At 53.5% G+C, this 15,363-nt stretch carries 12 protein-coding genes; 8 read left to right on the forward strand and 4 right to left on the reverse strand.

What is annotated here, in order from left to right; translation table 11 throughout:
* Positions 1-9: 9 nt before the first annotated feature.
* On the reverse strand, positions 10-996 hold the full coding sequence (locus tag MFFC18_RS02330) for a hypothetical protein (RefSeq protein ID WP_075084752.1): 987 nt from the start codon (positions 994-996) through the stop codon (positions 10-12).
* A gap of 106 nt (positions 997-1,102) precedes the next feature.
* Entirely contained in the window at positions 1,103-1,723 is a 621-nt protein-coding gene (locus tag MFFC18_RS02335) for a hypothetical protein (RefSeq protein WP_157665157.1), read from the reverse strand.
* Positions 1,724-1,977: 254 nt separating this feature from the next.
* Here MFFC18_RS02335 and msrA point away from each other — a divergent pair, with 254 nt between their 5' ends.
* Together msrA and MFFC18_RS02345 are read left to right on the forward strand one after the other, a co-directional pair.
* Entirely contained in the window at positions 1,978-2,712 is a 735-nt protein-coding gene (gene msrA / locus MFFC18_RS02340) for a peptide-methionine (S)-S-oxide reductase MsrA (protein WP_238381273.1), read from the forward strand.
* Between the two features lie 3 nt (positions 2,713-2,715).
* Complete coding sequence (locus MFFC18_RS02345) at positions 2,716-3,030, forward strand: polyhydroxyalkanoic acid system family protein (RefSeq protein WP_075084750.1); 315 nt, start codon at positions 2,716-2,718, stop codon at positions 3,028-3,030.
* Positions 3,031-3,158: 128 nt separating this feature from the next.
* Here MFFC18_RS02345 and MFFC18_RS02350 read toward each other — a convergent pair whose 3' ends face one another.
* Positions 3,159-5,855 carry a TolC family protein gene (locus tag MFFC18_RS02350; RefSeq protein ID WP_075084749.1) on the reverse strand — a complete coding sequence of 899 codons (2,697 nt, stop codon included), beginning with the start codon at positions 5,853-5,855 and terminating at the stop codon, positions 3,159-3,161.
* Between the two features lie 533 nt (positions 5,856-6,388).
* Between MFFC18_RS02350 and MFFC18_RS02355 the strand changes: the two genes are divergently transcribed.
* From MFFC18_RS02355 to MFFC18_RS02365, 3 genes are all read left to right on the forward strand, one after another.
* Positions 6,389-8,092 carry an efflux RND transporter periplasmic adaptor subunit gene (locus MFFC18_RS02355; protein WP_075084748.1) on the forward strand — a complete coding sequence of 568 codons (1,704 nt, stop codon included), beginning with the start codon at positions 6,389-6,391 and terminating at the stop codon, positions 8,090-8,092.
* Positions 8,092-9,393, forward strand: coding sequence for an ABC transporter permease (locus MFFC18_RS02360; RefSeq protein ID WP_075084747.1), 1,302 nt, complete (start codon positions 8,092-8,094; stop codon positions 9,391-9,393). The genes MFFC18_RS02355 and MFFC18_RS02360 overlap by 1 nt, the downstream gene beginning before the upstream one ends.
* 230 nt (positions 9,394-9,623) lie before the next feature.
* Positions 9,624-9,839, forward strand: a complete 216-nt coding sequence (locus MFFC18_RS02365; RefSeq protein ID WP_075084928.1) for a hypothetical protein — start codon at positions 9,624-9,626, stop codon at positions 9,837-9,839.
* Between the two features lie 80 nt (positions 9,840-9,919).
* Here the strand turns inward: MFFC18_RS02365 and leuS are convergent, their stop codons facing one another.
* Positions 9,920-12,760 (reverse strand): leucine--tRNA ligase, encoded by a 2,841-nt coding sequence (gene leuS / locus MFFC18_RS02370; protein ID WP_075084746.1) that lies wholly within the window; start codon positions 12,758-12,760, stop codon positions 9,920-9,922.
* A 342-nt stretch (positions 12,761-13,102) separates the two neighbouring features.
* Here leuS and map point away from each other — a divergent pair, with 342 nt between their 5' ends.
* The 3 genes from map to MFFC18_RS02385 all read left to right on the forward strand — a co-directional run bounded on the left by map (position 13,103) and on the right by MFFC18_RS02385 (position 15,345).
* Entirely contained in the window at positions 13,103-13,927 is an 825-nt protein-coding gene (gene map, locus MFFC18_RS02375) for a type I methionyl aminopeptidase (protein ID WP_075084744.1), read from the forward strand.
* Positions 13,928-14,045: 118 nt separating this feature from the next.
* The gene (locus MFFC18_RS02380; RefSeq protein ID WP_075084743.1) at positions 14,046-14,663 is read left to right on the forward strand and encodes a hypothetical protein; all 618 of its coding nucleotides are present in this window, start codon (positions 14,046-14,048) and stop codon (positions 14,661-14,663) included.
* Between the two features lie 187 nt (positions 14,664-14,850).
* Positions 14,851-15,345, forward strand: coding sequence for a TrmH family RNA methyltransferase (locus MFFC18_RS02385; RefSeq protein WP_084417151.1), 495 nt, complete (start codon positions 14,851-14,853; stop codon positions 15,343-15,345).
* The last annotated feature ends 18 nt before the right edge of the window (positions 15,346-15,363 follow it).

The following is a 15,363-nucleotide window of genomic DNA, read 5'->3' on the forward strand; positions in this document are numbered from 1 at the left end:
GTTTTATCCCTATTCCAAAAGTTCAGCGTCAGGACGGATGTCAAGAAACCACTTGGTCCATTGATTCTTCAGTCGAACAAATTCCAGCAGGTTGTCTTCCTTGTTGCCTTTGTCTTCGAAAACAAAGGTATCAAACTTTCGGCTAATCAGACGCAATCCGTTGTGGGCTTCAATAGCGATTTTCGGATCCGGATCTCCCAGGGCGTACAGCAACGCGGGCACATTATCCATGTCCTGTTCGCCGGAAAGAAACTTGATCGCAACGAGCCGGCGATAGTAGTTTTTTTCGCTGATCATCGTTTTCAAGAAAGCGGTAATCTCACCTCGCGAACGATCGGGAGTGTCTTTAAATTCGCGAACGGCCCGTTTCATGGCGTCAGAAATTTGCTGAAGCTGGCGCTCATTGAGGCTGTCATCCGCGAGTGCATCAATGAGCCCTTTCAAACTTTTTTCCGCATCGACAGAAACAGGAAGCCCGTCCTGCCCCTGGCGAATTTCGCCCGATGGGATTCCCTCAAAGCCGTTGAGTTTTGTGTTTACTGGCGGAAGCGAAATGACTTCACTGGCTCGGACGAGAAACAGAACGGAGAAGGCCGTGTTGACGTTGACTTTCATGTTGACGACGCGGCTGTGTCCAACCAAAGCCCCCGCTTCGTCCTGATACTCTTCGAGGTAATCGACTCCATCGTCGTACCACGACTTCAGTGAACTGCCGATGTTTCCGTCGGCTTGTTCTTTATAGTAGGCGTATCGCTCAAGAGCGTACATGTAGTACGAATTCCATTGGTCGATCGGAAACTGGAACTGGCTTGAGTACCAACCGTTACCGGCGTTTTTACAGCTTGAAAGTTTTCCGCGAGGATACTCGACGACCGGACCATCGCCGCGGCTGCCCCAGATCGCTTCGACGTCGGCGTTCTTGCCTTCAACAGGAGGCAAGTAGACCGTCACGTTTTTTGGCAAGTTCAGCGAAGAGTCAATGCTTTTGGATGACATGTCTTTGACACGCGGCTGGAGACGCAACAGGTCGGCCAGCAGATAAACGGAACTGAGTGAGGCCGAATGAATCGAGTTGGTACTGTTGACCGAAGGGCTACCTCGTTTAGGTCTGTAAGCCCAAGTGCCATTTCCGGCTTGATACTCGACGTAAAAATTTAGGAGCCGTTCGATGACTTCCGGATCGACTGCGATTCTGTGTTGTCGGACAACGAAGAAAGCCAGCGCGGCGAACTGTGATTGCGAGGTGTCCGGGGCCGGGTCCAGCGAATACGTAAACGATCCCATTTCCTGCTGGCGATCGACCAAGCATCTCGACCATTGTGTTGAGCTGCTTGCTGTACTTTTCCGCGTCGTACTCGGCCAGCAGAATCATCACCAGGCACGGCAGGTAGACTTCGCGATTCTGCAACATTTCGGCGGACTGGTTGTCGATCATCTCCGCGTATTTGGCGACGATCTCTTCGACCATTGGATTGTCCTTCGGGACAGCGCCATCATAGCGTTTGTAGTATTCGAGCACTGCCAGTGCACAAATCGCAGACTCTTTTGTGCCACCCGGATTGTCTTCAAGGTATCGAACCGCATCGCCAGCGATACGGGTGACTTTGGGGTGATAGGGGTTGTATCTTTTTTGAGCGTGGCATTCGGTGGGCGAAGCAAAACCGCCCAACAGGACTGCCGCGGCCACCAGACCAGCCGATGCGAGCCGCGTACTGAGTTTCATGTTCATCCCGAGATCCGTTTTATTGCTGCAGAGATCCGTATCATGGAAGTGAAATACGGTGCCGACAGAGAGGTGCAGTATCAAAAATCATAGTTTTCGGACGAATAGGTGTCAATAATTCAGAACCCCGGATGTCCCGCAAGCGTTGATAAATACAGCATTGGGCGGAATCCCGGTTTTCATCGTAGTCCGACATCGGTTAACCTTTCCGCGAACCACTCGCTCTTTTCAATTTCGGTTGGGGGTCTGTTTAGATGAAGATTTTTTCCACGATCGTGTTATTCGGAATGTTTGCGATCGGATGTAGCCCAACTCCGGCTCAAAAGCTTGAATCGGAGTCCGGACAGCAGATCGAATCGGCCGAATCGACCCATGAGACCGGTACTCAGACGGCAAAAACCGATGCTTCCGAAGGCGACAATGCCGCAAAGGATAAAGATATGAACTTGGAAACCGCAACTTTCGGAGGCGGCTGCTTTTGGTGCACCGAAGCCGTCTTTCTGGCGCTCGAAGGGGTCGATTCGGTTCTGCCGGGCTATATGGGTGGCCACATTGAGAATCCGACGTACGAACAGGTTTGTGCGAAAACGACTGGGCACGCCGAAGTTATCCAGATCAAGTTCGACCCGGAAAAGATCTCTTACGAAGATCTGCTGTTCATTTTCTTCAAGACGCACGACCCAACAACTCTCAATCGCCAAGGCAACGACGTTGGTCCTCAGTATCGAAGCGCCGTCTTTTATCACAACGATGCCCAGAAAGCGTCAGCGGATTCGATCATCAAGAAAATCGACGAAGCAAAAGTTTACAGCGACCCGATCGTCACCGAAGTCACCGAGGCCGCGACGATGTACGTGGCAGAGGACTATCACGTCAACTACTTCGCCAAGAATCCTGAAAACCAATATTGCCGAGCTTTCATTCCCGGTAAGATCGAAAAGCTGAAGAAGCTCTTTGGCGACAAACTCAAATCCCAGTATAAGAAATAGCTCATGCCGAAGTTCAAAGTGAACGTGCCGCACGAAAACGATCGCACGGAAGTCATCCAAAAGCTACGCACGTTCATGGATTCCGCCAGGCAGGACTCGCCGGTTGAGCTGACGGACGTTGAAGAAGATTGGGACGACAACGGCAACCTCGCGTTCGCATTTTCTGCCATGGGCTTTCGCATCGCCGGCCAACTGGTCACCGAAACGACATTGGTGCTCGTCAGCGGTGAGTTGCCGTTTGCAGCACTGCCGTTTCGAGGCGCGCTTGAGACACAACTTGCTTCCAAAATCCGCGAAGCGATCGACAGCCCGGTTTAGCGACTGAAGTTCACTACCTGTGAGGTGGATTGGCTTCCAGCCTGACGTTGCATTGATCGAGTTATGATCACAGGCTGGAAGCCTATGCCACCTCGTTCACGACATAGCCTCGAAACCTCAAGCCAGCTCTACTGCGTCAGTCCGCGGAACACGGGCTGCAGAATCTGCTTCACCGTCGATGAATGCCGCACGTTCGGGAGATTGCCGTAAACCGGGACGCCCCAATCCGGAATCTCATGATATGGCTCGGGCTGTAAATCTTCATTGCGAAGATCGCCCCAGAAACCTTCTTCATCAACCGTCAGCAACTCCAGATCGAAAAACAGTTGCGTCCGGTCAACGATGTATTGAATGTGTCGACTGGCCACGTTGCTGAGCGCGTCCGTGTAGGCCGTTTGTGCTTCCAAAAAGTCACGCGCCGAAACACCACCGGTGCCCAGGCGGAATTCCAGCGATGTACTGACAACACGCTCGTAAGCCAACGCCGCACTGGCGACTGCGATCAGGTACTGCTCGCGGTCCAGAGTCAAACTTCGCAAGTCGTTGCGGACGGAGAACTTGATGTTGTCTTCCAGCTGTTTCAAACTTCGCAGCGAACGTTGATACCCGATGATCGAACCGCGGAATGAGTTGCGTTGCGAAAAGCGATTCAATGGAGCGTCAAAGCTTAGCCCCAGAGATGTTGAGCTGTGATCGAGATCAAAATTGAAAGGCTGGTTAGCGCCGGGTTCGGTGTCGATTCGTTGACTGGCTCGCAACGTCATCACTGACTTTAGTTCGTCAGCGGCAAGCTTGATCTGTCGCCAGTCATCCGCCACGGCGCCGCGTTGGTTCATCAGTTCGTATCGCAACACGATCGCGGTGATCATCGCGTCGTCCATGTCGATGTCGATTGGCTTAAGCCCCAAATCCGAGCCCTGTAATTCCGTGTTCGCGAGCTCAATCACCTGTAGCGCTGCCTCGCGGATTCGTTCCAGATCGGCGTCGGCTGAATCGCTATTGGAGATTTCAAACTGCGAGTCCAATCGATCGACGAACTTGTTCAAATCTTTCTGAATCACGTCGCTTTCGTTGATCAGAGATACCAGCTTATCAATCTCTTCGTTCTCGATCAGTTCCTGTAGCTTGCTGCCCAGGGCTTCGACTTCTTCGGCCTGCGTTTCTGCAGAATCGCGGTACTCTTCGATTGCTTCCACATCGGATTCTTCACCGTCAAGTTCAGCCGCGTTGAGTTGGCGGTTGATGAGGCTGAGCAATGCATTGCAGTACGCAATCGAACGCTGGAAAATCACCGGAGTCGACGGCGACTCACTGCGAATTTCCGCGTCCAGATCCAGGCGAATCCGTTCCGCGTTGAGACGTGCATAGTCGATCAGGAACTGAGCCCGCAAGGCCTCGAAGTTTGCCAGCGATTCGTTTTCTTCGCCGTTGTCGGATGCCAGATCTTTCGCCTCGATCATGCGGTCAAGCAAAACCGCAGCGGTGCTCGCCAATTCAGCACGATCTGGCTTTTGCAACGCCGCCGTGAGTCGACGAAGGACTCGGTTGGCCGAATCCGCGGACACGGAAAGCTGGTCCAGTCGCGTCAATTCATTAAGCTCGTCGAGGTCCACGTTGATCGGTGTTTCGGTCGGAAGCCCCAACTCGAGTTTGAGACGATCGAGTGATTGTTCCACTCCGTTACAGGTCCCAATCAGACGACCGCGTCCGTTGAGCAAACTTTGTTCAACCTGATCGACCTGGAAACGCGGTACCAGTCCGGCGGAGTATTCGGCTTCTGCCTGATTGAATGCTCGGACGAGCGAAAAGTAGTTTTGTGAATCGATTTCGATTTGGCGAAAGCTGGCGATCAGATCGTAATACTGTGATGCAAAATCGACAAAGAACGATTTCCGAAACCGTGCAAAATCGCGAGCCGCGTAAACAAGGTCGCGTTCTGCCTGAGTCAAACTTTCGAATTGAACATCCGTTTGAATCAGCGGTTGCACAAACTCGATCAGCACGGACGAACTTACGTCTGTCGTAAACCCGGATGGTCCGTCGAACGTCAGCAGAATGTTGTTCGCAAAGCTCGCCAACAAATCGCCTCCGGTCACCAGCATGCGATCAATTTGCAGCGAGGAGGGAACGCCCAATCGCTCGACCGTGGCACCAAAGTTTCGGTCGTTGCCGTAGTTCAAATCCGCTCCGTTTCGACCGGCGGAGAACTTTGTCGTGTAGGCAAATCGTTCCTGCGCGAGTTGCAGCGAAACGAGATACAGGGATTCCTTTTGCGTCTGGTAGTCGCGGCTGTTGAGCAACGCCAGGTCAACGATGTCGCGAAGATCGAGCTTGGGCGCGTTCGATCCGCTGCGACTGACGATTGGATCGGAGCCAAGTTTCTCTTTCGTGAAATCTGCTTCGATCCGAATGCTTTCGAAATCAAACATCCGCTCAAGACAGGATTCCGGCAGCGACTGCCAAGCTTCCGGCGGAATCGCGGTTCCAACGATGGCTGATTCGTCCGGTTTCTCAAGCTCTTCTTCGAGCTGAAGTTGATCTGGAATCTTTCCACGCAGCGGCAGATCGTACGCGTACAATTCGACCGGCGTTTGCGGCAAAGTCGGACAGGCCAGACAGCCTTCCGGGGCAAGCCTCGATTCGGGGGACGGCACCAGCGAAAAATCGACAGGCAGGCCTTCGGGGATCGAGTTCGATTTCTCATTGATCAGGCAATGAGCCATCTGATCAGCTTTTTGATAGTGCCAGGTGCGAGACCGACATCCGACGAAGATCAACGCGACCAGGACCAGCCCGGTGAGAGTCAAAATCTTCTGTGGGAGCATGTCGCGGATCCAACTGTTGGTTCGAAAAAGCTGACTTGATTGACGGTGCCTTGCGTACGATCGCTCACGTGGGGACGCCACTGAAACGACTGAGGGTTCAGCTTTGATGGGCTGTTTGTCACAGCCAACGCACAAACCTGACAACTGTCTTAATCGGTAAAATGCTTCAGCCTGACGCTTCTGATTCGTATTTTGTGGGGCGATGGAAGCTGAAAACCTCGACTGGCTGATAATCTTTTCCGGTTTTGACGGTTCTTACCCCTCCGCGTCAGAGCCCAATCGATCGGGTCAGTACACTGTGGTCGACAAACACGGCTGGGCAGGAATCCGTGGGCCAGGCGGAAATCCGTGAACTGTCGGATTTCAAGCGTCGAAAGTCAGAACAGACACCGGAGAAACCCATTTTGTCCGCCACAAACCAAACTTACCGGTGTTTAAAATGAACGTCGGTCTCCCATTTTGAACTGCGAACCCGGCAAAATTAGCCCCCCAAGCCCTTTCCCTGAGATCGGGCGTTTCTGGATAGAAATAAGATGAGTTGGAAATTTGTACTTGGTAGCCTCGTCGCGATTTCCGCCGCCGTTGTGTATTACCTCAACGCCGGTGGCGGAGATGGTTGGAGTGATCACGGGCAGGAACTGGTCTTTTATGACGTCTCCCGTGGTGACCTTCCGATTGTCGTCACCGAACGTGGTTATCTGGAAAGCCAGGAGCAGACCTCCATTCGATGTGCTGTAGAGAACTACGATCGCCGCAGCGGTTCAAGCGGCACGACGATTCTTTCGATCGTTCCCAACGGTAGCGTTGTCAAAAAAGGCGATGTGCTTGTTGAACTCGATTCAGCCAGTATTCGTGATTTGCTCGAATCTGAGTCACTCGAATTGCAGGGAGACAAATCCAGCCTGATCCAGGCGGAGGCGCGTAAAGAAAATCAGCTGACCCAGAACGAAACCGCGGTCGCCGAAGCCAAGTTGACGCTCAAGTTGGCAGAGCTGAACCGGAAAATGTATGTCGATGAAGAAAGCGGAACTTTCAAATTGTCGCTTGGCGAAATCGATCGGCAAATTGACGAATCCCGCAATGCAATCCTTGAAGCGCAAGCCGCACTGAAGCTGCAGGAAACGGAACGCGACGGAATCGAGCAGCTTTTTCGGCTTGGCTACAAAGGCAAAAGCGACCTCGAGCAAAGTCGCTATTCGTTCATGAAATCCGAAGCCGCGTTGGCGTCGGCGATGAACCGTCTGGCGAACCACGACGCGACGCGTGATCAATTGGAAACTTACAAACGCGAAATGGAGCTGATGAAGCTCGATGGCGAAGTCGATACCGCGCAGCGAAAACTCAAACAGGTGCGTGTCACGAACGAGTCAGAACTGGCTCAGGTCAACGCTCAATTGTTCGAGGCTCGAGAACGCGTGCAACGTCAGGAAGCACGCCTTGCCGCCTATCAACGGCAGCTCGACAACTGCACGATTCGGGCTCCGCATGACGGAATGGTTGTGTACTCGCAGGACTCACGCGGTAACTCATCGATTGCCGTCGGCCAAGCCGTTCGCAGCCGCCAGGAGCTGTTGACGCTGCCAGATTTGACGCGAATGCAAGTTCGGCTTCAAATTCACGAAGCCGTCCTGGATCAGGTAAAGCCGGGGCTTCCTGCACTGCTGAAAATCGACGCGTTTCAAAACACACCTTACGAAGGAATCGTCGAACACGTGGCGGTCGTGCCAAGTGCATCTTCCAAGTCAGTCAAAACTTACGAGTGCATCGTTCGGATTCCGGGCGTGGTTCAGAAGCTAAAGCCGGGCATGACAGCCGTCTCTGAAATTCACATCGATCGCCTCGAAGATGTCGTCAGCGTTCCCGTCCAGGCGGTCGTGCAAGTCAATGATTCGACCTGGTGCTACGTTGACAACGGTGATGGAATTGAGAAGCGATTCGTGCAGCTTGGTCGCAACAACGACAAATTTGTTCAGATCGTGGACGGTCTTGAATCTGACGACCGAGCGGTTCTCAATCCGATGGTGATTGCCAGCATGGAGAAAGAAAGTGGCGGACAGTCGTCGCGGGAACCTGAAGACGTTGAAAATGAAGTCGTATTCGGAAACCTCTATCCAGCAGCCGAAACCGTTGCCGGTGACAGCCCGATAGCGAAAGTTTCTACCGTAGAAAGTAAGCCGAAACGGGCTGGCGACAAAACATTGGGAGCGGAGCGTGTCGACGTTCTGCCGGCCAGCTAATGTGGTGGAAAATAGTCAAAGTTGGAATCAAGAATCTCCTGCTGCATAAGCTGAGAAGTCTGCTGACGCTGCTGGGCGTGATCCTCGGGGTTGGCTCGGTCATCGCGATGCTGGCCGTTGGGGAAGGTTCCAAGAAAGAAGCACTGGCACGAATCCGCGCGCTCGGTGCCAGCAATGTTATCGTTCGCAGTGTCAAACCGAACGTGGAGCAGGATGATTCAAGACCCGTTTCTTCGAACGGCGAAGATAACCGCAACAATATCGACATCCTCGCGTACGGCTTGCGGCATACCGACCTGGAAAGGCTCAAGTCCAACTTGCCGACGGTCAAACGCGCCGTACCGGTTGCGTTGGTGACTTGCGAGGCCTCGCAACGCCAGCTTCGAATTCCCAACGCCAGAGTATTGGGGACGACGCCCGAGTTTTTGGAAATCAAGAATCTGCAAATGGGTCGCGGCCGCTTCGTGACGGCGACGGATATTCACAACGCCTGGAACGTCGCGGTGCTGGCCTCAGGGGCGGCCAATCGGCTGTTTCAGTTCGTCGATCCGATTGACAAACACGTCTTCATTGGCAACGACGTCTATCGAATTGTCGGCGTGCTTGAATCTCAGGATAGCGGCAATGGCACTCCAGGAGCGGTCGGCCAAAAAGACCTTAACGAGGACATCTACATTCCGATTTCCTGCGTCCAAAGACGGCTGGGAGAGCGGCAGGAAATCCGGTCGGCGGGCAGCCAGAGCTTTGAGCAAATGGAGCTTAGCGAAATTACGCTTCAGGTCTTCGACGAAAAATACGTTACTCAAACAGCCGAAATGACACGGCAGTTGTTGCTGCGATCTCATCCGGACGCCAACGATTTCAAGATTCAGGTTCCTCTCGAATTGCTCGCACAGGCGAACGAAGAAAAACGGATGTGGAACATGGTGCTTGGTTCGATCGCCGGAATCTCGTTGCTGGTCGGGGGCATTGGAATCATGAATATCATGCTGGCCAGTGTGACCGAGCGGACTCGGGAGATCGGCATCCGCAGGGCACTTGGCGCGACCAAGAGTGATATTTCGGTTCAGTTCCTGGTCGAAACTATTTTGCTCAGTTCCACGGGTGGCGTCGTTGGTGTGCTGACCGGAATCATGATTCCGATGCTGGTCAGTGCGCTCACGGATCTGGATACTGTGATCAGCGTCTGGTCCGTTGTATTGTCGTTCGGGATCTCTGTGGGGATTGGAATTCTGTTCGGCTGGTACCCTGCCCAGCGTGCGGCATCGCTCGATCCGATTGAAGCTCTTCGCCACGAGTAGATTGTGATCTGCTTGAAATCTGTGGCCGGATGTTGAGGCACTGCGCGATTTGAGGCGCTAACTTTCTTCGCCTCGCGTGTGCACTCTCATAAGTTTCGCTTACGCGCAATCGCTAAAGCCGAAAAAAGTTTGACAGCGGTGACAAACAACCTCACGATGTTTTTGCAACCTGGACGCAACACCATTGTGGCATGGCCGCCACGCCGACCGTCAAGATAATGGAGCATGCTATGTCTCAATCTGTACTTGAGGCGATCCGCCAGGGAAAATGGGACTACGAACCAGACTTCAGTTCACGGAAGAAGAAACGATTCAACTCCACGCCGGCGCTGCCTGGCACCGAAGAGAAAGTCGCTACGCTTGCCGAACGAGCTCTGCTTGGATTGCCGCTTTGGCATCCCGAAGATCGAAAGACGTTCGACGATTCGATCACAGGCATGGAGTAGCAACCGAAGTCTTCGACTTTCTCTTTTGGCATGCTGCTCTCGACCGTCGTCGCGCCATCCTGTCGATGGCTTGGGCCGGATCAATTTGCCACGATGTTCACCAGGCGATCGGGCACCACGATTGTCTTGCGAATGGTCTTTCCTTCGATCAATTCCTTGATCCGATCATCGGCAAGTGCCGCGGCTTCGAGAGCATCTTTCGACAAGCCACGTTCAACGATGATTCGCGCTCGAACCTTGCCCATGATCTGAACGGGGATCTCAACCGTCGATTCAACCGTTAGCGATTCGTCAAACTGCGGCCATGGCTCGTAGGCCAGCGAATCGCTATGGCCAAGGATCGACCAAAGCTCTTCGCACAAGTGAGGCGCCATCGGCGAAAGCAACAACACGAACTGCTCCATGATCTGTTTCGGCCGAGCATCCTGACCGGTGAAGAAGTTGACGAACTCCATCATTCGCGAGATCGCCGTGTTGAAGCTGAGTTTCTCGATATCGTTCGACACCGCCATGATGGTCTTGTGCAAAATCCGAGTCTGTTCCTCAGTCGGATCGTGATCGCCAACGGCAGCGTGTAGCTGAACTTCTTCGGCACGATCGTCGATGATCATCCGCCACGCGCGATCGAGGAATCCTTTCACGCCATTGACGCCCGACATGCTCCATGGTTTGGATTGCTCCAACGGACCCATGAACATTTCGTACAACCGCAACGCATCGGCGCCGTAATCGGCAATGACAGCGTCCGGATTGATCACGTTTCCGCGGCTCTTGGACATCTTGTAGGCGCGACTGTTGATGCGAATCGAAGGCTCAGACGCGATTACGAAAAACTCGCCCTGTTTGTCAACCAAATCCGGTTGCAACGAGACAGCTTTGAGCACGACCGTATTGTCGGATTTCAAAACAGGTTCATGCTTTTCATTCTCTGTCACATCCGCAGCCGAAACCCATTGCTCGTCAGCGTCGCGATAGCCCGTGAATTCGTTTTCGCCAAGGATCATTCCCTGATTGACCAAACGTTGGAACGGCTCTTTCGTGTGCACGTGGCCGCGATCGTAGAGCACTTTGTGCCAGAAACGCGAATACAACAAGTGCAACACCGCGTGCTCGGCACCGCCGATGTAGAGGTCGACTGGCATCCAGGCTTTCTCCAATTCCGGATCGACGAAACAGGAGTCATTGTGCGGATCGATGAAACGCAAGAAGTACCAACACGAACCCGCCCACTGCGGCATCGTGTTCGTCTCGCGGCGATACTTCACGCCGTCGACGACAGGAAACAACCAATCGTCATCCGCTTTCTCCAGCGGCGGTTCCGGGCGACCGTGAGGTTTGAAGTCTTCGAGTTCCGGAAGTTCGATCGGCAAGTGATCTTCGGGAACGGCGCGGATGCGGCCCGTCTTGTTTCCGTCTTCATCGATGTAGTGCAAAATCGGAAACGGCTCGCCCCAGAAACGCTGCCGCGAAAACAACCAGTCGCGAAGTTTGTAATTAACGGCCGCTTTACCAAGTCCGCCTTCATCCAACTGCGCCGTGATCTCTGACTTCACCTCGTCAGTGGTTTTGCCATCGAAGTCGCCGCTGTTGATCGCCGTTCCGTGTCCAGCGAAACAGGCTTTGCCGCTGGCAACATCCTCGGCATTAATGTCAGACGATTCGGGCGGTTGAACCACCGGCACAATGTCGATTCCATACTTCGTCGCGAATTCGTGGTCGCGTGTATCGTGAGCCGGAACCGCCATGATGGCTCCCGTTCCGTAGCTGATCAAAACGTAGTCCGCGATCCAGACCGGGACCTGTTTTCCGTTGACCGGATTGACGGCGTAGCTGCCCGTAAAGACGCCAGTTTTCGTCAGCTTGTCGTCCTGACGATCACGATCGCTCTTCGATGCCGCGGCGGTACAGTATTTGTCGACGTCTTTCTTTTGATCAGTCGTCGTCAACGATTCGACAGCAGGATGCTCAGGCGCGATCACCATGTAGGTTGCACCGAACAGCGTGTCGGGCCGCGTCGTGTAAACGCGAAGCACATCGGCCGTCGGCTTTCGCGGAAAGCCTGATTCTTTGCGAGTCGTTTTCCAAGCCGCTTCTTCGTCAGCATTGCCGATGAAAAAGTCGACTTCGGCGCCAGTGCTTCGGCCGATCCAGTCGCGCTGAAGTTTCTTGATGCCTTCCGACCAGTCAAGCGGCTCGAGCTCTTTCTCCAAACGGTCAGCGTAAGAAGTGATTCGCAACATCCACTGCCGCAAAGGACGACGCTCAACCGGGTGGTTGCCGCGCTCGCTGAGTCCATCTTTAACTTCTTCGTTTGCCAAAACGGTTCCCAGGCCAGGACACCAATTGACCAGGGCGTCTGATTGGTAAGCCAAACGAAATTCGTCGCGATATTCGGCGATCGCTTCTTCGCCTTGAGCCTGGACGTCGTCAGGAATCGGAAGCTCGGAAATCGGCCTTCCTTTTTCCGTTTCGGTATCGAACCAGGTATCGAACAACACCAAAAAGATCCACTGCGTCCACTTCACGTAAGGCACATCGGTCGTGGAAATTTGCCGATCCCAATCGTAGCTGAAACCAAGCTGCTTCAATTGACGCGTGAAAGTCTGGATGTTCTTTTCGGTCGAAACCCGAGGAGGCGTATTCGTTTTGATCGCATACTCTTCGGCTGGCAAACCAAACGCGTCGAATCCCATCGGATGCAAAACCGTGACGCCGTTCATGCGCGCGTGACGAGCGACGATATCCGTCGCGGTGTAACCTTCCGGATGTCCAACGTGCAGGCCGTTGCCACTTGGATAGGGGAACATGTCGAGCGCGTAGAGCTTTTTCTCGCCAACCTTTTCGGGCGTCTTGAACGTTTTGTTTTCATCCCAATAGCGCTGCCACCGAGGTTCAATTTCCGAAGGTTCGTACTTGGGCACGGAAGGTTCCTGATCTGTTCGTTAAAGTTTGTCCAACCTGAATGAAGGGCGATAGTTTACTCAGACTGATCGGGAACCAAAAGGACAATCGTTGGGCCAGCCAGTCGTTATGCGTCCGCATGCTTGATCGGTTAGGACGTCGAGAGGATTCCGGGAGCCGCAGGTCGCCTCGCCAAATCCACATTCAAGCAGCAACTGAGCCCATTCGCACGCAAATAGCGAGACTCCAGGCCGCTGTGATGGTTCGCGAACTTGTGGTGACAAAACGAATCTGTCTGGAGGTTCACGTCCTTTGTGTTAAATTGGCGATTCAAGCAGTCCCATTCAAATCCTATTAATCACATGATTCGTCGCCGACCAAAGATCCGACTTACCGAGGCAGATCGACAGCAAATGCGAGCCGCATGTCGCTTCAACGCTCAACTTCTGGACTTCGTGCGGCCCTACGTTCAACCTGGAATTGAAACGCAGAAAATCGATCAGCTGGTACACGAATACACGCTGGACCACGGTCACACGCCAGCCTGTTTGGGCTATCCCGGCGAGCATTCTGCGTATCCGAAAAGTTCCTGCATCAGCATCAACGATGTGATCTGCCACGGAATTCCGAGTTCCTATGAGCTCAAGCCTGGCGACATCGTCAACGTTGACTTGACGACGATCGTCGACGGATGGCACGGCGACCAGTCAGAGACCTTTATTATCGGCGAACCGGATCAGGTGCTGGACCTTGCTCGCGACGTCACGCAAGTCGCCTTTGATTCGCTGTATGCCGGCATCGATGCGTTGACTCCCGGATGTGCCGTGTCGGTGATCGGCGAAGCCATCGTCAAACTGGTGCAGCAGCGTCACCCCGGATTCGGCGTGGTTGAAAAGTATGTTGGTCATGGGATTGGAGCACGTTTTCACCAGCGTCCAAACATTCCTCATGTGCCGACGCGGCAATCTCGCCAAGACCGATTGTATCCAGGGATGTGCTTTACGATTGAACCAATGGTCAACACGGGAACGGCAAGAAGTCAGCTTGATCCGCATGATGGTTGGACTGTTCGAACGCTCGATGGCGGATTGTCGGCTCAGTTCGAACATACGATTCTGATGACCGAAGATGGTCCTGAAATTCTTACGCTGACCGAGGACGGACCACAGCAAGGGTTCAAGTTTTAAAACGTCGGTCGGAACGGCCGCCGAACGCGACCATTGCGCTGCGTTGATCGGAATTCAGGCTGCGTTGCTGTCGTGAAATGACGTCGCCGGGAAATCAAGCAACTCGATTTGGAATCCAATGCCTCGCACACTTTCGTTTAACTTTGGCGGTTCTCAGGTTGATTTTGAAATGCACAAAGTCGATCGGACGCGGCTTTACGGTTTCAAAGAGACGTTGGTGCTGGACGAAGACGGCGAACCTTGCGAACTGAATACGCTGGCTGAAGACGGCAAGACGCTGATTGGAAAGGGTGGAACCGGGATTGGCTATGTCGATGCAGATGGCAACTGGGTCGAGAAAGCTGATTTGACTGCGGTTGATCTGGCGGGCAATAAAATTGTTCCCGTGCCATCGTCTTTCGCGGCTCCGATTGAGCTCGGACAGCGAGCGGATTCGGAAGACTTTTTGAACCACAACATTCGCCTGATCTACCGACTCGAATCCGAGGAATTGGATGAAAAGCTGGCGGCTGAGCTTTCCGAAGGAGCCATCTTCAAATTTCCCTACAGCTTTCGTGGCGGCCTTGAGGCGGATGCCGGATTTCTGCTGCACAACGAAGCGGGTGAGATTTTCTTTTTGGTGGGGGACGCGTCGAGCGTCGAATACGTCGGCCTGCAACAGGCTGCTCCGACGGCCGCTGAAACGACTGGCGATGACGCGTCGGCGGACGACCTGATGGACTTCGGAATGATTTAGAATAGCGTCAGACTTGGGCGACGATCTTTTCAACCGAGGCGAGTCTTTCTCATTTACGCCGCACAAGCCGCTTGGCCGCGACATTGACCAACCACTGAGTGGCATTGCGGCGGCGAAGGTCTGCGGCGGAGATCGAACGTGCTTTCGACCAATCAACAACCCGGGAATTTAGCTGACCAGAAGTGTCATGACTGAACAAATTCGACACAAGCCAGGCACGGAACTTGAACGGCCACGCGAAATTGTGATTGTCTGCCCTGCCCTTCGCAGCAACGTCAATCTTTCGCGGATGGTAAGGCTTGTCTCCTGCGCAGGGATCACAAAAATTATTACCTCGGGCAATCCCAAGATCGATCCCAAGATTGCGCGAGACGGAGCCAAAGAAGTTGAAATTGTTCACAAGCGAACCTTGCTTCCCGTGCTTAAGCAGCTCAAGTCAGATGGCTTTCGCATCGTTGGTCTCGAGCAAACCGATGATTCGCACAATCTTTTCGAGTACAGCTACGAACGAAAGACCGCGTTGCTGATCGGCCATGAGCGTCACGGGATTCCAGACGATGAGCTTGCTTTGACTGACGACTGCATCGAGATTCCGGTTTACGGATTGCCCTACAGTTATAACGTCGTCACCGCGACCACGATGGCTGTCTACGAGTACTGCCGGCAGTTTCCTTCCGGATAGAACAGGTTGCGGGCTGCG

Origin of the sequence: Mariniblastus fucicola (assembly GCF_008087665.1) — a bacterium.
Taxonomy (GTDB): Bacteria; Planctomycetota; Planctomycetia; order Pirellulales; family Pirellulaceae; genus Mariniblastus; species Mariniblastus fucicola.